This is a genomic window from Corynebacterium sp. HMSC058E07, from assembly GCF_001809885.1.
Classification (GTDB): domain Bacteria; phylum Actinomycetota; class Actinomycetes; order Mycobacteriales; family Mycobacteriaceae; genus Corynebacterium; species Corynebacterium macclintockiae.
The window spans coordinates 177838-196741 of the sequence record NZ_KV799281.1; the positions used below are offsets into that span (position 1 = coordinate 177838).

The 18904-nt window shown below is 60.2% G+C and carries 15 protein-coding genes, 1 tRNA gene and 1 pseudogene; 7 read left to right on the top strand and 10 right to left on the bottom strand.

Annotation, left to right across the window (positions count from 1 at the left end; genetic code table 11):
• The first annotated feature begins 120 nt into the window (after positions 1-120).
• Positions 121-891, top strand: coding sequence for a M23 family metallopeptidase (locus tag HMPREF2678_RS08915; RefSeq protein WP_070552026.1), 771 nt, complete (start codon positions 121-123; stop codon positions 889-891).
• A 138-nt stretch (positions 892-1029) separates the two neighbouring features.
• Here the strand turns inward: HMPREF2678_RS08915 and HMPREF2678_RS08920 are convergent, their stop codons facing one another.
• From HMPREF2678_RS08920 to HMPREF2678_RS08930, 3 genes are all read right to left on the bottom strand, one after another.
• Positions 1030-1830, bottom strand: coding sequence for an SGNH/GDSL hydrolase family protein (locus tag HMPREF2678_RS08920; protein ID WP_070552029.1), 801 nt, complete (start codon positions 1828-1830; stop codon positions 1030-1032).
• Between the two features lie 58 nt (positions 1831-1888).
• Positions 1889-3589: an AMP-binding protein gene (locus tag HMPREF2678_RS08925; RefSeq protein ID WP_070552031.1), complete on the bottom strand. Its 1701-nt coding sequence runs from the start codon at positions 3587-3589 to the stop codon at positions 1889-1891.
• A gap of 156 nt (positions 3590-3745) precedes the next feature.
• Positions 3746-6472, bottom strand: a complete 2727-nt coding sequence (locus tag HMPREF2678_RS08930; RefSeq protein WP_371325843.1) for an ATP-dependent helicase — start codon at positions 6470-6472, stop codon at positions 3746-3748.
• A 58-nt stretch (positions 6473-6530) separates the two neighbouring features.
• On the opposite strand from HMPREF2678_RS08930, the gene HMPREF2678_RS08935 reads away from it, so the two are divergent.
• Positions 6531-6857 (top strand): chorismate mutase, encoded by a 327-nt coding sequence (locus tag HMPREF2678_RS08935; protein ID WP_034967537.1) that lies wholly within the window; start codon positions 6531-6533, stop codon positions 6855-6857.
• A 29-nt stretch (positions 6858-6886) separates the two neighbouring features.
• Here HMPREF2678_RS08935 and HMPREF2678_RS08940 read toward each other — a convergent pair whose 3' ends face one another.
• The 3 genes and pseudogenes from HMPREF2678_RS08940 to HMPREF2678_RS08950 all read right to left on the bottom strand — a co-directional run bounded on the left by HMPREF2678_RS08940 (position 6887) and on the right by HMPREF2678_RS08950 (position 9728).
• Positions 6887-7663, bottom strand: a complete 777-nt coding sequence (locus tag HMPREF2678_RS08940; protein WP_237743886.1) for a chymotrypsin family serine protease — start codon at positions 7661-7663, stop codon at positions 6887-6889.
• Positions 7664-7895: 232 nt separating this feature from the next.
• Positions 7896-9152 carry an acid phosphatase gene (locus tag HMPREF2678_RS08945; RefSeq protein WP_034972315.1) on the bottom strand — a complete coding sequence of 419 codons (1257 nt, stop codon included), beginning with the start codon at positions 9150-9152 and terminating at the stop codon, positions 7896-7898.
• A 191-nt stretch (positions 9153-9343) separates the two neighbouring features.
• Positions 9344-9728 (bottom strand): annotated as a pseudogene (locus HMPREF2678_RS08950) (hypothetical protein).
• Between the two features lie 188 nt (positions 9729-9916).
• Here HMPREF2678_RS08950 and HMPREF2678_RS08955 point away from each other — a divergent pair.
• The 3 genes from HMPREF2678_RS08955 to HMPREF2678_RS08965 all read left to right on the top strand — a co-directional run bounded on the left by HMPREF2678_RS08955 (position 9917) and on the right by HMPREF2678_RS08965 (position 12136).
• Positions 9917-10477, top strand: coding sequence for a LemA family protein (locus HMPREF2678_RS08955; protein ID WP_034976684.1), 561 nt, complete (start codon positions 9917-9919; stop codon positions 10475-10477).
• 80 nt (positions 10478-10557) lie between these two features.
• Positions 10558-11679, top strand: a complete 1122-nt coding sequence (locus HMPREF2678_RS08960) for a M48 family metalloprotease (protein WP_070552036.1) — start codon at positions 10558-10560, stop codon at positions 11677-11679.
• Positions 11680-11692: 13 nt separating this feature from the next.
• Positions 11693-12136: a DUF1990 family protein gene (locus tag HMPREF2678_RS08965; protein WP_034979495.1), complete on the top strand. Its 444-nt coding sequence runs from the start codon at positions 11693-11695 to the stop codon at positions 12134-12136.
• Between the two features lie 47 nt (positions 12137-12183).
• Here the strand turns inward: HMPREF2678_RS08965 and HMPREF2678_RS08970 are convergent, their stop codons facing one another.
• Positions 12184-13140, bottom strand: a complete 957-nt coding sequence (locus HMPREF2678_RS08970; RefSeq protein ID WP_070552038.1) for a DUF1963 domain-containing protein — start codon at positions 13138-13140, stop codon at positions 12184-12186.
• A 209-nt stretch (positions 13141-13349) separates the two neighbouring features.
• Between HMPREF2678_RS08970 and HMPREF2678_RS08975 the strand changes: the two genes are divergently transcribed.
• Positions 13350-13673, top strand: a complete 324-nt coding sequence (locus tag HMPREF2678_RS08975) for a HigA family addiction module antitoxin (RefSeq protein ID WP_070552040.1) — start codon at positions 13350-13352, stop codon at positions 13671-13673.
• A 119-nt stretch (positions 13674-13792) separates the two neighbouring features.
• On the opposite strand, the gene HMPREF2678_RS08980 is transcribed toward HMPREF2678_RS08975, so the two are convergent.
• Both HMPREF2678_RS08980 and HMPREF2678_RS08985 read right to left on the bottom strand, forming a co-directional pair.
• A tRNA-Met gene (locus HMPREF2678_RS08980) sits at positions 13793-13866 on the bottom strand.
• Between the two features lie 96 nt (positions 13867-13962).
• Positions 13963-17031 (bottom strand): UPF0182 family protein, encoded by a 3069-nt coding sequence (locus HMPREF2678_RS08985; RefSeq protein WP_034979500.1) that lies wholly within the window; start codon positions 17029-17031, stop codon positions 13963-13965.
• Between the two features lie 139 nt (positions 17032-17170).
• On the opposite strand from HMPREF2678_RS08985, the gene HMPREF2678_RS08990 reads away from it, so the two are divergent.
• The gene (locus tag HMPREF2678_RS08990; protein WP_034991922.1) at positions 17171-17731 is read left to right on the top strand and encodes a PPA1309 family protein; all 561 of its coding nucleotides are present in this window, start codon (positions 17171-17173) and stop codon (positions 17729-17731) included.
• A gap of 3 nt (positions 17732-17734) precedes the next feature.
• Here HMPREF2678_RS08990 and HMPREF2678_RS08995 read toward each other — a convergent pair whose 3' ends face one another.
• Complete coding sequence (locus HMPREF2678_RS08995) at positions 17735-18814, bottom strand: YlbL family protein (protein ID WP_070552042.1); 1080 nt, start codon at positions 18812-18814, stop codon at positions 17735-17737.
• Positions 18815-18904 lie beyond the last annotated feature (90 nt).

The following is an 18904-nucleotide window of genomic DNA, read 5'->3' on the forward strand; positions in this document are numbered from 1 at the left end:
TGATAACAAAGTGGTTACGAAATGCTCACGCAAAGGCTTCGAGCCAACCAGAACAGCTTGAAGCACCACATTTGAGAGATGATCACAGCAGTCGATTAGGTCAAAGGGTTACAGAGAACAGTGCAGAACACTACTCAGCGCCGCACCAGCAAGCACCGCAAGCAGGAGCCGACCGCCAAGAGCCGTTTCGCCATGGTTGCAGTCGCCACGACCGCGATGACCACCGCCGGCGCAGCGGGCGCCACCGCTGGCGCAACCCAGGATGCCGACAAGGACATCGCCCTAGCTTCGGAGAACACCACCATCCTGGCTCAGGGTGAGGGCGCGAATGCAGAGGGCGCGCAGGGCAGCTCCAACCCCGCAGCGGCAGAGGGCAACAACGCTGAGGCACCTCAGATCCTCGAGGTTCCCCAGGCCAAGCCGGTCTCCGACCTGTCCCAGCAGCTGGATTCCGTCCTGCGCTTCGCCAAGCAGCGCACCGAGGCTGATCTCGCTGCTCGCATGCCCGACTTCGTCAAGCCTGCCGAGGGCACGTTCACCTCCGGATTCGGCCCGCGTTGGGGCAGCTTCCACAAGGGCATCGACATTGCCAACGCCGTGGGCACCGCGATCCGCGCCGTACACGACGGTACGGTCATCGATTCCGGCCCGGCTTCCGGCTTCGGCAACTGGATCCGCATCAAGCACGACGACGGCACCGTCACCGTCTACGGCCACATGGCTACCCTGAACGTCAAGGTTGGCGACCGCGTAACCAGCGGCCAGAAGATTGCTGGCATGGGCGCCCTCGGCTTCTCCACCGGCTCCCACCTCCACTTCGAGGTTCACCCGAACGGTGGCGACGCTATCGACCCGAAGCCGTGGCTGGAAGAGCGCGGCATCACGCTCTAGGCTAGCTAACCCTTTAGACCACAAAGAGGCCTCCCGGTTGCCTTTCTAAGGCAACCGGGAGGCCTCTCTTCTATCCGTTTGTTTGGAAAGCGGGGGCTCTAGGTTTTCCAGGAGCCCCCTCCCCTTGTTGCAGATGGCCTACTGCAGAGCAGCACCGATCTGCTTAGCCGCGTTGGTAACGCCTGTGTGCGACATGTGCAGGGTCAGGTTGTAGCGCGGAGTCTGGCTGTCGAATACGCCAGCAACCCATGCCTTTCCGCCCGGCTGGCACGTATCGTGACCATGCGTGGAGCGGTGCAGGTCAACGAACACGCCACCGTTGCGCTTAGCTGCGTCGTGAGCCTGCCGCCAGAGCTGACGCTCAGCTTCCTTCACGATCGGGAACGGAGCCTGAATCCGAGGCAAACCGCGGGGACGGATGAGGCAAAGTCCAGCACGGTCGTTCGTCAGGTGCGGGTAGCTCACGAACTGGATACGAGCGCCAGGAGCAACGCGCTTGATCTTCTTTGCGAGACGATCATAGGAGCGAGCTGCCGCACGGTTGTTGATTGGATCAAGGGTGCGGTACGTGTCGTTGGCACCAACCATGATCGGCACATTGCGCGTGTGGCGGTTCAGCTTGCCGTCTCGGATAGCCTGATCCAGGCGAGCCTCCAGCGGCTCGCGTCCCAGGTACAGCTCCTTGCCGTTGCAGGAGTAATCGTCCACGCGAGCTCCGGTCAGGCGACGCAGCTCGGTCGCAACGCGGAAATTACCCTGGATGCACTTGCGCTTGCCGCTCTTCTTGGCGTCAATGATCTGGTTGAAGGTCGTGTTAGCAAAGTAGGAATCGCCCAGCAAAACGGTGTTTCCGGGGGCTGCCTGTGCAGCGGGCGCCAGCCCCACAACGGAGCCGGCCACGGCCACCGTCGCAGTCAGAATGCGTGCAATTTTCTTCATAAGTTTCTCCCGTGATTGTTTTGGCCTTATTAAGGCTATCGATCGAGATACAAAAATGTTAGCCGTTTGGAAGCATTGCCGGCATGACCTTACCAGTCGGATTGCGCGGAAGCTCATCCAGGAAAGTCACTTCGCGGGGAACGGAGTGCTCCGCGAGGTTGTCCCGGATCCATTCTTGGACGGATTCCTTAGTCAGCGCTTCACCCTCTGGGTTGTTTTCGCGGACAATCCACACGGCCATGCGCTTGAAGCTCTCTTCGTCGTCCACACCCTTTGCGTAGAGATCCCTCACACCAGGCATCGGCGCCAGTACCTCTTCAACACTGCGCGGGTAGACGTTCTCTCCGCCAACAATGATCATGTCGTCTGCACGACCAAGCACGAACAGTCGACCTTCCTCATCGAGGTATCCGCGGTCGCCGATCTCCAACAGACCATGCTTGATCTTCATGCGATCGCGAGTGAGGGCGTAGCGGCGCATCGTCATCGTGCCACGCGCATAGATTCGACCCGGTGTGTTCGGCGGCAGCACGTTGCCGTCGTCATCCAGGATTTTGACGCGCACACCGCGAACCGGGCGTCCAGCCAAGGCCGGATTCTCGGCCAGCTCTTCCCGCTTCGCAATGGCGACCACGCTGTTTTCCGTGGAGCCGTAGAAGTTGCAGACCACAGGCCCGAATTGCTTGTGCAGGCCGCGAAGCAGATCTTCATGCATGGCGTTGCCGGAGGACACGATGAACTCCACCGCCGATGCATCGTAATTGCCGTTCTGAGCGACCTTCAGCTGCTCCTTAATGAAGATCGGCGAAGTAATGATGCCGTTAATCTTGTAACGCTCTACGTCTTCCATGGCCTGAACCGGGTCGAAGACGCGGCGGAACACCACAGTCGCTCGATGAGCAAAGATCAGATTGACGTTCGCCCAGCCCCACGAGTGGAACATAGAGGCGGTCTGCTGAATCATCATCTCCGCGCGCCATGGGATCCACGTAACGAGGTCCGCCAGGGGTGTCGGGATAGGTGGCTCTCGGTGCACCACAGCCTTTGGAGTACCAGAAGTGCCGGAGCTCATGATGGTGATGAAGCCACGCTTCGGGATCGTAGGTAGCTTCTCCTCCGCCTCGGAAGGCGCGTTATCGATGACCTGCTGGAAGGTCTCCCAATCCGGATTCGGGGTCTTCGGATTATTAGGATCCTCCGCGTAGCCGATGATCACCTTGGCGCGGGAATAGTCGGCAGGCAGCCTGTCTGCGAACTCTTCATCGATGATGATGGTGTGGACGTCCAGCTCTTCCCTTGACTTCTGCAGCTGAACTGGGCTGGAAGCTGGATTGAGCAGGCAAATGTCTGCCCCGATGAACCCCTTAGCGATCAGTGCATAGACAACCACGCGAGAATTACGCGCCATGACCGCAATATTCTTCCCCGGCCCCAGCCCCATGCGCTGCAGCGCCCGGGCGAAGGCAAGTGCATCGCTTCGAACCTCGGTGTACGTACGCTCGCCGATGTCATCGATGATGGCCGTGCGGTTTGGCGCTACTTCTGCTGCGTACCAGGCTTGACGCGCAGCAGTGAAGCCGTAGCGGGCGATACTCTCCGCCAGTTTTGCTTTGCCTTTAACGCCACCGCCTTTAACGACTACGCCCGATTTCAGCGCAGTTCCCAATCCAGTGGCAATGGCATGGGTCTCCGCCCACGCTGCTTCGCCGAAATGTTTGAGGTTTTGCAGTTTGGATGCGACTTGTTGGTTATCCGACATAAATTCCCTTCTTGTTCCTCTTCGGCCATCGTTTGGTCAAGAAAATACGTTACATCGGAAAAGTATCCTACGCGAAACATCTGCAACATTAGTCACTTCAGTAACGTCACCCGGGGCGCATCCCGCTCTTTGGGAACTACCGTTTAGAGCTTGCCGCTAGAGCTTCTCCATCGGCACACCACCGAACAACATCAGGCGCACCGTACCCTGGCTGCCGAAGTCGATCATGCACGTGGTGTGCGAGCCACTGCCATCAACGCTCTTCACCGTTCCCAGACCGTACTTGTCGTGGTTGACCTTGTCCCCCACAGCCAAGTCCAGATCCTGGTTCTTCTTCGAGCCAGCCCCGAAGGCCGGCTTCGACTTCTTCGCAGGCTTACGGTAAGACTGGTTGCCCCACCCGCCGGAGCCAGAGCCCGAACCCCAGCCGCCAGAGCCACCGAAGCTGGTCCCGTCGGCATAGCCACCGCCACCCCAGGCGGAATCCAGACCACTGCCGAATCGGGCAGGCTCCTCGCGGATCCACTCCAGCAGATCCTCCGGCACCTCCGACAAGAAGCGCGACGGCGGGTTGTTCACTGGCGCTCCCCAACCACTGCGCGTGATCGCGCGGGTGAGGAACAGCCGTTGCTTTGCGCGGGTAATACCCACATAAGCCAGGCGGCGTTCCTCTGCCAGCTCCGTCGGGTCACCCAGCGCACGCATGTGCGGGAACTGGCCGTCTTCCCAACCGGTCAAGAACACAACGGGGAACTCCAGCCCCTTGGCGGTGTGCAGCGTCATCAGCGTGACCATGTCCTGCTCGTCCGCGGGAATCTGATCCGCGTCGGCCACCAGGCTCACGCGCTCCAGGAAGGCCTGCAGGCTGCCCAGCGGCGCCTCCCCTTCCGCCAGCATCGCCTCGGCGCTGTCGGCACCGGCACTGTCCCCAGCACTGCCACCGGCACTGTCCCCACCAGCGCGGTTGCCGGCACTGTCACCACCGACCGGCATCTCCTCGTACGCCTTCAGGTTCGCCGACTCCTGCGAGAACTCATGCCCCACGCTCACCAGCTCGTTCAGGTTGTCCAGGCGCGCGCCGTCCTGCGGGTCGTTGGACTTCTCCAGCAACTCCTTGTAGCCGGTCACATCTAGCACTGCGGAGATCACGCGCCCCAGGTCGGGCAGCCCCAGACCGGATCCGTCCGAAGCCGTCATTTCCATCGTCTCTGTCTCAGCCCGCAACTCGTCCATCATGTCCAGGAACTTGCCAATGGAATTGCGGCCGCGTGCGGAAAGGCCGGCCACCTTCCCCGCTGCGGCGTCCACAAGAGCAGCCGAAAAACCGATTCTCTGCCCTTCCGCGTGAACAGTGACCTGCGCGATGGCCTTGTCGCCAATTCCACGGCGCGGGGTGTTGATAATGCGCCGCAACGCGACCGTATCCTCTGCGTTGTCCAGCACCTTCAGGTAAGCCACAATGTCGCGGACCTCGCGGCGCTCGTAGAAGCGCGTGCCACCGACGACCTTGTACGGCATGCCGGAACGCACCAGTACGTCCTCAATCGCGCGGGAGGCGTTGTTGGTGCGGTACATGATCGAAATATCGCCGTAGGAGTAGCCCTCGTTATCCACCAGGTCGTCGATCCGCTGGACGATAAAGTTGGCCTCGTCGTGCTCGTTGTCCGCAACGTAGCCGCCGATCAGCTCGCCTTCGCCCAGGTCGGTCCACAGCTTCTTCGGACGGCGCCCCTGGTTACGGTCGATCACAGCGTTGGCGGCAGACAGGATCCGCTGTGTAGAGCGGTAGTTCTGCTCCAGCAGGATGGTGCGGGCATCCGGGTAGTCGCGCTCGAACTCCTCAATGTTGCGGATCGTCGCGCCGCGGAAGGCGTAGATCGACTGGTCGGCATCGCCCACCACGCACAACTCAGACTCGGCCTTACCCTTGCCTGCCAGCGCTGCGACCAGCTCATATTGGGCGTGGTTCGTGTCTTGGTACTCGTCGACCATGATGTGGCGGAAGCGGCGCCGGTAGTGCTCGCGCACGTCGGGGTTGCTGTTCAGGATCGCCACGACCTCACCGATCAGGTCGTCGAAGTCCACCGCGTTCGCCGCCCGCAGGCGGTTCTGATAGGTCTTGTACAGCGAGGCGATCTGCGCCGTGTGGGGGTTGGAATCGCGCTGTGCCTCTTCCAGCGCACCGGCCGGCCCGACCAGCTCGTTCTTCCAATTAGAGATCACGTTCAGCACCCCGCGCGGCGAGAACTCCTTCAGATCCAGCGAGGCATCCTTGATGATCATCGTCATCAACCGCTTCGAATCGTCCGAGTCGTAGATGCTGAAGTTCGTGTTCAGCCCCGGCGCGAGGTGCGCATTGGCCCGCAGCACCCGCACGCAGAAAGAGTGGAAGGTGGAAACCCACATGCGTTCCGCCTGCGGGCCGACCATGTCCATTACGCGCTCGCGCATCTCCGCCGCGGCTTTGTTGGTGAAGGTAATCGCCAGGATCTGCCACGGCGCTACACCGTTTGCCAGCAGGTAGGCGATGCGGCGCGTCAGCACACTCGTCTTACCCGAGCCCGCGCCCGCCACGATCAGCAAGGGGCTGCCCATGTGCTCGACCGCCTGCCGCTGTTGCGGGTTGAGGCCTTCGAGGAGCTTTTCTTTATGACGCCCCGTCTCCCCCACAACCATTCCAGCGCCACGTAGCGGCTGCGCGTAGGAGGCGCGTGCAGGTTCCTGCCCCGGCGTGGGCTGTGAACCAGTGGAATGCAGATTCGCCAAAACACTTTCGTAGCCCTCTGGCGGCAGTTCGTCTTCTGGTGGCGGAACTTCGCCTTCAAACGCCGGGGGCTCTTCGGGCAGTGGCAGATCAGCGAAAAGATCCTGCTGGTGGTCCATGTTTTCCCTTTATGCTCCCTTGAAACTCTTCGGCACAACTAGCGGTAGAATACAGCCCATGAGCGACAACGAATCCTCAGAGTCCACAGAGTTCACTGAGTTCACGGTCCGCATGCCCTCTGGCACGGACGATCCTTTGTCGGATTCAGAAATTCAATCCTACCGCGAGGAAATCAACCGGCTGGATCGCGTGATCATCGACGCAATCCACCGCCGCAGCGAAGTCTCCAAGGCAATCGGTAAGACGCGCCTGAGTTCCGGCGGCACGAAGCTGGTGTATACCCGCGAGGTCGCCATCATTAACCAGTTCCGCGAGGAGTTTGGCTCTGAGGGTGTAGATATAGCAAAGGCCCTGCTGCAGCTAGGCAGAGGGCGCTTGGGCTAGGCGTTGTTGGGGCTAGGAGTTGTAGAGCTCTAGGGCAGACGGAATCCGGCGCCCACCCCGCCAGCTGCGTTGAGGTCAGCGGCGATGACATTCCACGCCGCGCCGGCCGTCGGCGCATGCAGCGGCCCCTGCAGCGGGGTGGTGCAGGAAGGCAGGTTTGCCATGCCACCGTTGACGATTCCTACCAGACGGTTGCCCACGTAGATGGGGGCGCCGGAATCACCGATGGATCCGCACAGGTGGGAAACCAGGAACGGTCCGGAAATCGCTAGCATCGGCCCGCAGGACACACCGGTAGCTACGCCCGTCTTGCACAGCTGCTGCAGGCTAGCCGGGGTAGCTCCGCCCAATGCACCGATGTTCACGTTGTTGTAGGAGCGTGTCAGTCGCACCTTGTTGTTGAACTTGATGACGGCAACATCCGGGTAGCCGTTGCGAACGACGGTGCCGATCTGTCCGGCCTTTTCGGCGTCCATGGAGACCACCGGGGCGCCGGGGCCACCGCAGTGGCCCGCGGTGATTCCCACCTTGTTGCCAGCCTTGTCGTAGCCGACCACGCTAAGGGTGCAGATGTTGTTGCCGACGTAGATCGGCATGGACGGGCCAGCCAGCACGCTAGGCGCGGCGTCTCGCTGTGCCTGGGGAATCCCAGGGGAAGTGAAGTAGTGGCCCGGAATCCGGTGTGGCCCGGGCTGCCCGGTGGCCTTCAGGAAAGCATCCGCAGAGCCTGCCGGTGCGGCGGTAGCTTCCGGTGCAGTGAAGGCGGAGCCCAGCGCCGTCGTCGCCGCCAATGCCACGCCTGCCATCAGTGCACCGATTCGGCGACGCGCCCGTCCCCGGGCAGAACGCCGAGGTGCGACGTTGTCCTGGCGGGCAGTACGAATAGTTTCAGGTGAGGCTGAGGGAAACCGGAAGAGCATTATTTCCTTAGAGTTCTGTTGATGGACAGAACTAACCCTAGCGCAGAAAAATCATTTCACATGCGTCACAGAGGTAACAGTTTGAAAAAGGTTACCCCTGCCCTTCCTGCCACCTGAATTAGCGCAGGACGGTGACGCTTCCGTCGCCGTTAACCTTGACCTTTGCAGCGAAAGCAGCGGCCATGTTCAGGCGCTGCCAAGAGCCGCGCGGCCCCTGGTCATCCAGCGGAGAACCGGAAGGAATGGCGGTCTGGCGCAGGATGGAGGCACGCTGCTTGTAGTTCAGCTTCGGGAACTTGGCCAGCAGCAGATCCGGGGCGGCCTGCGGCACTACCATCGGCGCGTCCTTGCGGTAGATCTTCGGGAAGCCGTAGCTCATGCGCTCGGTGTACTCGCGCACAGCCTGGTCGGTGCTGCGGTAGGCCTTGTCGCTCTTCACTACCTGGGAAATCGGACGACCCGCACGCCACTCCAGCTCGGCGCGCAGCTCCTTGCCTGCCTGGCGGATTGCGTCGCGCATCTTCGGGTCATTCCAGCGGTCGGCAGCGGCTGCGGTGCCAGACATGCGACCACCCATGACGTCCAGCGGGTAGTGCACACCCATGACAATGCGATTGTGGCCGGCCTCGGAACCACGAGCCAGAATCTGCGGCGCCAGCTCCGGCAGGGTCAGCGCCAGCAGCGTGGTGGACCATACGGCCTGGTTGGTGTGGCCAGACGGGTAGGACTTCGAGGTGCCGTAGTAGTCGCGCTTGCCGTCCTGGTACTTCTTGATGCGGTCCGGGGCAACCACGAACGGGCGATCGTTGTTAAACACCATCTTTTCCACGAAGGTGGAGGAAGCCACTCCGCCAGCGCGTGCCAAGTAACCATTGCCCAACAGGAACTGGGTCTTCGGCAGGCGGTTCTCACGCAGCGCATCGCGGAAGTGCCGGCCGAGCTCGCCACCCAGAGCGTCGGAGAACGCCATCAGCACGCCATCCTTGTCCGCCCGAGCATCGCTCTGCGCGCGCTTGATGGCTGCCGGGTTCTTCTGTGCAGCGTTGTTGATGTCCACAACCTTGTCCAGGTTCTGCTTGATGACACCCGGGTGGTTGGCCCGCACGTCGTTAAAGCCATCGACGACGTCCAGGTAAACGCCCCAACCGTGGGAGCTGATGTCAGAGATGTAGCCGCCCAGGTATTCCGGCCCGAAAGGCTGCGGGTTCGGAGCGCCCTTGTGCGGAACGGGGTGCGGGTAGTTCGGTAGTCCCTGGGAACCAGCGATCGCCGGCATGCTCAGCGCCGTCGCCGGCGCCACGCTGACTGCGGAAAGGGACATGGTCGTAGCCATCATGGCCGCTGCCGTGATCTTTAGGCTCTTGTTCTTAGTCACTATTTATTCCTCACCCTTGAAGTCTCTTGCTGCGATTCTTTTGGACGCCGAGCTTCCGGGCCCACCCGGCGCCGATCGCGATAGTTTTATAAACTCCTCGGGATACTAACCCAAATATCTGAACGGCAGGTTAATTTGAGGTTAGACACAAATGACGCTGTGGGCGTCAGAAAGAAGTCAAAAGAAAAGCACTAAACAATAAAGCCTTGCCAGCGCGCGGCTTGCAGCGAATCATCGTTGCCGTCGCGGGTGAAGGGGAAGTTCTTCAGCACCTGATTGGTGAAGCTATCCACCCGCTGATTGGCGTTGCGCAGATCGTAGTAGGTCGATCACCCCGGCAGTGTCGTTGTGAACATTGCCCAGGTAGTTGGCGCCCAGGCCGAAAGACTCCGCAGCATTCACCACGTTCTGCGCCATCAGGCAGGCATCGGTGAAGGCCTCCACAAAGGCCTTCGTGCGCCCGGCTACCTCGTAGATAGTTGCGAGGGTCTGGTCGTCCACCGGCTGATCGGTGAACTCCCTGATCGTGCGGTGGGAAAGCTGGCGGTCGACCATCGAGTTTGAATTGCTAGCCATGGAACCCACCCTAGCTGGAAGATTTTCGACTCTCCCGCCTGCGCCGGGAACAAACGTTAGCGATAATACATTTCAGCATTAACGGCTTGCGTAAGGGGCGCACCCCGCCCCTTCACACGCCAAAGTTTTCTGCACAGATACATTCAAGATAGTTACGTTCACGAGTTTTCCAGGGAAGTTTTACTGACATGATCATCGCAATTATCATCATCGCCATCCTCGTCCTCCTCCTGCTGATCTGGTTCGCGATGTACAACGGCCTCGTCAAAAAGCGCAACGCAGTCAACGAGGCATACGCCCAGATCGATACCCAGCTACAGCGCCGCGGCGACCTGATCCCCAACCTGGTAGCAACGGTCAAGGGCTACGCCAACCACGAGGCCAAGGTATTCCACGACATCGCCGAGCTACGTTCTGCCACCGACCGCGCCCGCGCCACGGGCAATGTGCAGGATGCTTCCCAGGCCGACGCTGTATTCGGCCGCACCATGGCCACCCTGCGCGCAACCGCCGAGGCATACCCAGAGCTGCAGGCATCCCGTAACTTCCAGCAGCTGCAGGAAGAGCTCGCTTCCACCGAGAACAAGGTGGGCTTCGCGCGCCAGCACTACAATGCCTCCACCAACACCTACAACACCGCCATCCAGTCCGTGCCGACCAACATCGTCGCTTCCGTCCACGGCTTCCACCCCTTCGGCTTCTTCCAGGTAGAGGAATCCAAGCGCCAGGCTCCCGACGTTTCTTTCTAGTTTCCCCTTAACTCACCCCCACCAGCGTGCGCCGCTGAGCCACGTACACCCGGGTGATCTAAGTACTGAAAGGACGAGCAATGGCCCACCAGCCCAGAACTTTCAACGAATCGCTATCGCAGCTACGCAAAGGCATCGCCGTCGCGTGGATTGCGAACGTGCTGGTGCTACAGCTTTCCATCGTGGCATGCGCCTGCGCTGCCTACGTCGGTGTTCAGGGAAGCGACATTGACTACAACACCCTGGGCAAGGTCATCCTGATCTCCGCCGGGGTCGCCATCCCGGTGGCCGCGCTGATCCTGCTGTACTCCTATTTCTTCGCCACCAAGACCGTGATTTCCGCGATCGGTGGGGAGAAGCGCAAGGTAGAGCAGGGCATGGTCTACAACATCGTGGAGGAGATGTCGATCGCCGCTGGCTTGCCATCCCCGCCGAAGGTCTACGTCCTCATCGGCACCGGCGTGCCCAACGCCTACGCCTTGGGCGGCAAGCGGAACAAGCCCCACACCGGCACCATCGTCGTCACTGAGGAACTCGGCTACCTGCTAAACCGCGAACAAATGCAGGCCGTCATCTCCCACGAGATGAGCCACCTGACCGCCGACGACAACCGAGTAATGACGCAGCTGGTGGCCATCGCCTCCGTCATCGCCATCCTGCAGTCGGTGTTTATCTACGGCAGCTTCAGCAGCAACAACAGGAGCCGGTCGAACTCCAATTCGAACGGTGGCGGAAACGCTGTCGCTGCCCTGGTGATCCTTCTGATTTCTTTCTGCGTGATCCTCGCCGCCCCCGCGTTGGCCAACATCGCCAGGGCCTACATGTCGCGCTACCGCGAGCAGCAAGCCGATAGCCATGGCGTGGCGCTTTGCCGTAACCCAACCGCTCTGGCGCAGGCTCTGATCACCATCCGGGCGTTTCACCAGGCGAACCCGTCCACGGTGCAGAACTCCATGTACGGCACACCGGGCTCCCTGGCTCTGTACGCCCCGGAGCAGGACATCATCCAAGGTTTCCACAATTCCGACCAGGGCAAAAAGGGTTCCATCTTCAAGCGCGCTATGACGAAGAAGCGTGATTTCTCCGCCACCCACCCGCCGATCTGGGAACGTGTTAATGCGCTGGTTGCCATGGGGGCTTATGTGCAGGACTTCGTCCCCTACGTACCGCAGCACGAGCAGATCTCCGGGCACATCAAGTAGCCTGAGGCACCCTATGACTCCCCTCTCCTACACCTCGACCGACGGCTTTCCGGAGCTACACATGTCGCGGGTCATCACTGCGGACTTCGAGACCGCCGCGGAGAAGCTCTTCCGCTGGGGTGTGCAGCGCAGCGGCCTCTTCCGCGTGCGCCCCACCCACGAGGTTGTGGAGACTGGCGCCGAGGTCGCACTCGGCTTCGGTCCGTGGACCTTCCGCTGCCGCGTAATCGATGCTTTCTCCGAGCCCAATCGCTGCGGCTTTACCTACGGCACTCTCCCTGGCCACGTCGAACGGGGCGAGGAAACCTTCACCCTCGAGCGACTGCAGGACGGAAGGGTTCTTTTTCTTATTGACGCCAAATCTCAGCCCGCCCGTTTCCCCACCCTGCGCCCAGTCATCGACCTGCCGAGGCGTGCCCTGATCCGCCGCTTCTACCTGCGCGCTTTGGACGATTGAGCAGAAGACTAACGGCAGATAGCGGCGGCCACAGACCGCGCGCAACTCTATAAGCAATCCCAGCCGAAGATGACCCGATCGAAGTTGCGTGCTGCCAGGTCGTCGGGGTGGATGAAGAAGTTTCCGACTCCAGAATCGCCCCACTCACATGGGCCATCTTGATCAATCGTCGCCAACACGATCCGAGGGTCAGACGACGGAAATCGCCCTTCGTTCACAAGAATTGTGTAGCCACCGAGCGAGGATCCGTTTGCTTGTGGATAGCCAATTGGCTCCAAATATTCATCGGCGTGAGGGTAAACGGTGAAGCCCTCTTTTTCTGCACGGGCGACGGCCGCATCAAACGCATCCTTTGTCGTTTTCCCGAGGTCAAGGTGGGGCTGCTCAAATGTCGTTTTCCCACCAATTACCCAGCGTGAAACTAAGTTTCCTCGATAAGTGTGAATATCTACGAAATCCCGCCCCCTCCTTAAAAAGGCGCGGGGACCCTTCAGATCAAAAATGACACGACCGTACTCGTGGGTGCTGTAATTCACTTCTTGATCGAATCGAACTCCGTCGATAGTGACGGGATCGAATGGCTCAGGGGCTGGATGTTCACCCGAATCCTCAATCTCTTCTTCGGGCATCTCGCCGACATGCGGCGCAGAGAAATCTTCGAAGTATCGGGCGAACGGGGTGGGTTCTGCGCACAGATCCGGCTTGTCCGTCACCATCCAAGAATCGCCCCAGAATTCTATGTCAGGTACAAAAAGCTGAAGAAGCCCAGTCGTCGGGAACCCTGGAAGGGGCTCTAGCTCGGAAAAATTAAACTGGGCGATGAAGAACATGGGCCGGCCATCGTAATACGGGTAGGGCGCATGCTCCGGCAGGTAGGGAGTGCCACATACCTTCGAAGTGGTCGGTGTATCAGGCCGCGTGCTCTCCTTAAGCGCAAGAGCAGGACGGGTGGGAATGCTGTCGAAGGAGTACTTCAGGTCATACACGACATGATTGACAAGCATGCCAACCACTGTAAGGGAAAACCATTGGTGGTTCCGACGACTCAAGATACACTTTCACACCTTGACAGCACTTTCATTTCTTGACAGCATTGTTGGTATGGAGTTCCGGAGAACCAGCCTGGAACGTTTTCACCTTTACGGCACACCCCCGAGGTACGTTCCGCCCGATCTTCGCAAGATTGTCCGCTGGAACCAGAAAGGAGCTGTTGATGTTGACTTCATCGACTACCACTAACACTGCCTCATCGCTAGATAGGGTGCCTGTGCCGCACCCGGGCGAAATCCTGTTCGCAGAGTTCCTACAACCACTTGGGATTACCCAGTATCGACTCGCCAAGGAAATCCGGACGACCGATTCGCAAATATCCAAACTGGTGCGCGGCTCCATTGGCGTAAGCGCCGATATGGCTCTACGCTTATCTGCTTTCTTTGGGAACTCTGCAGAGTTCTGGCTTGGACTGCAGGAAGAGTATGACCTGTGGCATGCGCGCCAAACCACCGATATTAGCCACATCACCGCATGGCATAAGTAGCCCCCAAACCCCACTTAGGTGCACGTATACAGGCGGGGCAATAACCTTTTCGCCGTAGGCGATGACACAATAACGAAGCACCCCTCTTCCAGCACAAGCTAGAAGAAGGGTGCTATTTGTAGCGGGGGCCGGATTCGAACCGACGACCTCTGGGTTATGAGCCCAGCGAGCTACCGAGCTGCTCCACCCCGCGACGAGTGCTGTACGCTATCGCGTCAGCGACTCCCCTACTGTAACGCAGAGCTTGGATAAAGTGAAATCGCCTGGTCGCAGACGATTTCACCGGTGGTTAACGCTCGGATTGCAGGTCCTGGACTGCCTTATCCAGTTCGTCCAGCGCCTTGCCGAATTCCTCAAAGCTGCCGGACTCACGGGTCTTCTTCACCTTGTCCATCGCATCGCGCACGCGCTGCTCCGGGGTCGTATCGGTGCCCTTGTCATCGGACTTGCCGGCAGCACCCTTCCCATCCGAGCTCTGCTCGTCCTTGGACTTATTCTTGTCCTTGTCACTCTCGTCCTTACCCTTGCCGTCGCCCTGGTCTTTACCCTTGTTCTTGTTCGGATCAACCACCGAGCCATCGATCTCCTGGATGTCGGTCGTCGAGGACGTGTTAATACCCACCTGGCTCAGCGCCTCGGCAATGGTCGGGGCGTAACCCACCTGGCCGTTGTAGCTCACCAGCACGCGCAGCAACTTCGGGAAGGCCGAGTCCTGGCCACTGCGCTGCGAGTACACCGGCTCGACGTACAGGATCTGCCCATCACCCACCGGCAACGTCAGCAGGTTGCCATTCGTCAGGTCGTTCGTGCCCTTCAGCAGGGTGCGCTCGCGGGCGATCTCGTCAGAGGACATCATCGTGTCCTGCGCTTGGTTCGGGCCCAGAGTCTGCGTACCCGTCGGCAGCACACGCACGCTGATCTTGCCGTAGTTATCCGGGTCGGAGCTCACGGACATGTGTGCGGCCAGGAACTCACGGCGCAGACCACGGAACGGGGTGATCAGCTGGAAAGAAGGCTTGTTGGTCTTCGGGTCAGCCGCCACCACGTAGTACGGCGGCTGTGCGTTATCCTGGCGATCCTGCGGTGCAGTCGGGTCGGTCGGCACCGACCAGAAGGAGTCGTTCTGGAAGAACACGCCCGGGTCGGAGACGTGGTACTTAGCGATCAGCTCGCGCTGCACCTTGAACATGTCCTCCGGGTAGCGCAGGTGGTCCTCCAGCTCCTTGCTGATCTCGGCGCGCGGCTTCACCACACCCGGGAACGCACCCCGCCATGCCTTCAGCACCGGATCCGATTCGTCGAAAGCGTACAGATCCACGCTGCCGTCGTAGGCATCGACCACGGCCTTCACGGAATTGCGAATGTAGCCAACTTCATTGTCGACGACCTGGGACTCACTAACGCCGTCGGGGTTGATGGCGTCCGCAGTAGAGTCAGTGAGCCCAATCCGCTCGGAGTAGGGCAGGTTATTCAACGTCGTGTAACCGTCAACGACCCACTTCACACGGCCGTCAATGACGATCGGGTAGGTCTTGGAATCCGTGGTCAGCCACGGGGCAACCTTGTGGACGCGCTCGCGGGGGTCGCGCTCATAAAGGATCTTCGATCCCTCGCCGATACGGTCGGTCAGCAGCATATTCATTGACTCGAAGTGAGCCGAGAACATCAGGCGGTTGAAGTAGTTCGATACGTCCACTCCACCGGTACCGGTGTAGGTGTAGTTGGATGCGTCGGTATCGTACTCCAGCGGCTCGCCCTCGGTGTTGCCGACGATCGCGTAGTCGGAGTTGTTCTGTTTCGACGATGCAATGACCGGGCCGAAGTAAATGCGCGGCTGCTTAACGTCCAGCTTCAGCTCACCGCCCTGCTTACCGGATTCCATCGACTGCAGATCCGCCACAGTGTAGACCGGGTAGCCACCGCGAGCCGATCCCACATCACGGGCGACCTCGTCGACCTTGCGGGCGGGCGCAGCCACGAAACCATTGCCGTGGGTGTACACGGTGTGGCGGTTGATCCAGTCCTTCTGGTTACCGTCCAGGGTGTTCGGGTTCAGCTCACGGGCAGCAACCACAAAATCGCGCATCTGGCCATCGACTTTGTAGCGGTCGATCGCCAGCTCGTCGGGGAAGCCATAGAAGTTACGCAGCTGCTGTTGCTGGGTAAACGTCGGGGTCAGTACTTCCGGGTCCAGCAGGCGCACGTTGGACAGGGTGGCAGAATCGTCAGCCACGGCCTTCTTCTGTTCCTTCGACGCCGCATCGCCGGAAGAACCCCAGTCGCGGTCGTAGGTAACCTTGTCGTCCCCGATACCGTAGGCGTAGCGGGTCGCCTCGATGTTGCGGGCGATGTACTCGCGTTCCTTCTCCGCACGGTTCGGGTTGACGGAGAACTGCTCCAGCATTGCGGGCCAGATCAACCCCACGGTCAGCGAGGAACCCACCATCAGCGCCACCGCCAAGGCCGGAATGCGCAGGTCGCGCAGCACAATGGTGACAAAGAACATCGCTGCGACGAACAGGGAGATCACCAACAGCACGATCTGCGCCGGCAGCACCGCATTCACATCAGTGTAGGAAGCGCCGGTGAAGGTATCGTGCGAACGGGTCAGCAGCCCATAGCGGTCGAACCAATACCCCACTGCCTTTAGCAGCATCCACACGCCCGCGATCACGGCCAGCTGGCGGCGTGCACTCGTGGAGATCGAGGCCTTCTCCCCCACTCGCGGGTTACCCGTAGTGATGGATCCCAGCAGGTAGTGGCCAACGCCGTTGATCACAAAAGCCAAGATCAGCAGCACACTGAACGTAGAAACCAGCATCTGCAGGAACGGCAGGTTAAAGGCATAAAAGCCCAGATCCTTGCCGAACTGCGGGTCGCGCACACCGAAGTTCGAACCGTTCAGGAACATCAATACAGAGCGCCAATTCGACTGCACGATCATGCCGGTGATCACTCCGACGAACAGCGGAATCCCCAGCAGGAATGGCCGCATGTTGCGGCGAATCATCGGCCGGTACTCCGCCAATGGCGAGGATGTGCCCAGCGAGTCGATCTCATCCGGCCGCGCGCGGTAAGCCAGGAAGGCCGCCAGCCAAGACAGCAGCGCACCGAAGGCGCCGAAGATTGCGAACAGTGCCACGCGGGTGACGATCACATTCACGAACACGCCCTGGTAATCCACGCTGCGGAACCACGCGAAGTCGGTATAAGTACTCACCACCACCGGGATAACGAAAATAGCGGCGGCGATAACCGCCACTGCAATACCAAGGATTTTCGAGCGCCTGCTCGGCCCCTGGCTGGATGGGAACTTCTGCTTCGGTCGCCCCGAAGGCGGTGGCGTTGGCGTGCTCAAGGCTTAATTACTCTCCTGCTTATCGCGCCTGTCTGTATCGCTAATACGCGAGGTTTCCACCAGAATACGTACAATTCCTTAAGCGTCATAACAAAACAATGCACGATCAAATCAGCAGTGATTTAAGAAAGGCTTTCGCATGACCTTCCCCGACCCTTCTGCGTCCGTCGATCTGCAGGACGAGCGCGTGCTCAATGCCGCGCTACGCGAGGCTGTGGATTTCGTACAGGCGGAGGGTTGGGACCAGCCCGCCACCTTGTTCGCCCTGGTACCTTCCACTCTGGTTGCGGATGCCGCGCCACAGGCATTCGACGACGATGCGTCCGCCAATCCCCTCGCCCTCGTGGTGCAGGAAGACATTCCGGAGGACATTCGCCCGGGCAGCGAGGAGCTCGGCCAGTTCCTCGCCACCATCCGCTGGCCCGCCCCCGTCGTAGGTGCGATTCTGGCCCAGGAGATCACCTTCTCCAACGCCGCCCCCGGTGCGGACCCTACCCCGCGCCAGGCTCGCTTGTTTAGCGGACTTCTTTGTGACGCCGACCTCTCCGGCCCCGAACGCTCCCTTATCCAGCTACGCCCCAGCGAGGAGGAGCTTGCAGAAGATCCTTTCGGCCAGGACAAGGTGCAGCTGCTCGGCGGGGACGACATCGCCCCCGGCGTGATTCACACGCTGCGCGCAACCTTCGAAGCCGACGAATAGCTGCTACTTGCAGGTATCGGCCTGCTTGCCCTCGTTGTAATCCTTGAGGTCCTTAATCGCATCATCGAGAGTGTCGACCTTCAACAGGGTGATTCCCTCCGGAGGCTCATGCACTGCCTCCGCGCAGTTCTTCGCTGGTACGAGGAACACCTCTGCACCAGCTTCCTTGGCGGCGGCGATCTTGTGAGTGATGCCACCAATGGGGCCGACCTTGCCTGAGGCGTCAATAGTTCCGGTACCGGCGACGAACTTCCCACCTGTGAGTTCCTCGGGCGAGAGCTTGTCGACCACCGCCAAAGAGAACATCAAACCGGCGGATGGGCCGCCGATGTCGGTGAGGTTGTACTCCACCTTGATGTCGCCACCCGGCTGGGCAACGGTGGTCACGCCGAGGAACGCAGTGCCCTGCGGATGGTCGCCACGTAGCTCCTTCGGCAGTTCGCCGAGCTTGACCTTGATGTCTTTTTCCTTGCCCTGGCGCTTGACGGTGATGGTGACCTCATCGCCCGCCTTATTGTCCTTAACCTTGTCCGATAGCTCGCTGGGCAGCGTAACCTTCTCCCCATCGACCTTCGTGACGATGTCGTTGACCTCGATCTTTCCCTGTGCTGGGGAATCCTCGGCTACCTCCAGAACCATGGTCTCCAGAGGCTTGCGTAGGTAGTTCATCGCCGAGATTGTGGCGTTGGACTCAGAGCTGGCGAAGGCGGCGGCGTTCTGGCGCTGCACCTCCTCCGAGGACTTGCCGGAGGGGAATACGTGCTCTAGGGGAACTAGCGTGTCGTCAGTGGTCACCCAGCGCTTAAAGGCCTGCGCGAGAGTCATATTGGTGCGCACCGATACGGTGGTCATGTTGAGGTTGCCACTGGTCGGGTGAGTCTTCGCGCCGGTGATGTCGACTACCTCTCGGCCATCGACCTGGCCCAAGGTGTTGAACGTCGGCCCGCTGCCTTCAGCGGCATAGGGAACGGTGAGATCGATGTTGGTGCCGGGAATGGACGGCAGCCCGAGGAGGGAAAACACCGCCACCACGGGGACAGCACCCACGACGATGGTGCGATTACGCCTGTTCCAAAAATTCACCCGCCCAACTTTACATGTATTTCCCCATGATTTAGCTAAGCGCGCCCTGTGGAGCGATCTGGCGCCTGTTCGCTCTCAGCACACGAAAAT

What these genes read in the sequence shown, in the direction of transcription:
- HMPREF2678_RS08920 (WP_070552029.1), bottom strand. Translation starts at nt 1,830, where the DNA reads ATGAAGAAAATTGCACGCATTCTGACTGCGACGGTGGCCGTGGCCGGC.
- HMPREF2678_RS08925 (WP_070552031.1), bottom strand. Translation starts at nt 3,589, where the DNA reads ATGTCGGATAACCAACAAGTCGCATCCAAACTGCAAAACCTCAAACAT.
- HMPREF2678_RS08930 (WP_371325843.1), bottom strand. Translation starts at nt 6,472, where the DNA reads ATGGACCACCAGCAGGATCTTTTCGCTGATCTGCCACTGCCCGAAGAG.
- HMPREF2678_RS08935 (WP_034967537.1), top strand. Translation starts at nt 6,531, where the DNA reads ATGAGCGACAACGAATCCTCAGAGTCCACAGAGTTCACTGAGTTCACG.
- HMPREF2678_RS08940 (WP_237743886.1), bottom strand. Translation starts at nt 7,663, where the DNA reads ATGGCAGGCGTGGCATTGGCGGCGACGACGGCGCTGGGCTCCGCCTTC.
- HMPREF2678_RS08955 (WP_034976684.1), top strand. Translation starts at nt 9,917, where the DNA reads ATGATCATCGCAATTATCATCATCGCCATCCTCGTCCTCCTCCTGCTG.
- HMPREF2678_RS08960 (WP_070552036.1), top strand. Translation starts at nt 10,558, where the DNA reads ATGGCCCACCAGCCCAGAACTTTCAACGAATCGCTATCGCAGCTACGC.
- HMPREF2678_RS08965 (WP_034979495.1), top strand. Translation starts at nt 11,693, where the DNA reads ATGACTCCCCTCTCCTACACCTCGACCGACGGCTTTCCGGAGCTACAC.
- HMPREF2678_RS08970 (WP_070552038.1), bottom strand. Translation starts at nt 13,140, where the DNA reads ATGCTTGTCAATCATGTCGTGTATGACCTGAAGTACTCCTTCGACAGC.
- HMPREF2678_RS08975 (WP_070552040.1), top strand. Translation starts at nt 13,350, where the DNA reads ATGTTGACTTCATCGACTACCACTAACACTGCCTCATCGCTAGATAGG.
- HMPREF2678_RS08990 (WP_034991922.1), top strand. Translation starts at nt 17,171, where the DNA reads ATGACCTTCCCCGACCCTTCTGCGTCCGTCGATCTGCAGGACGAGCGC.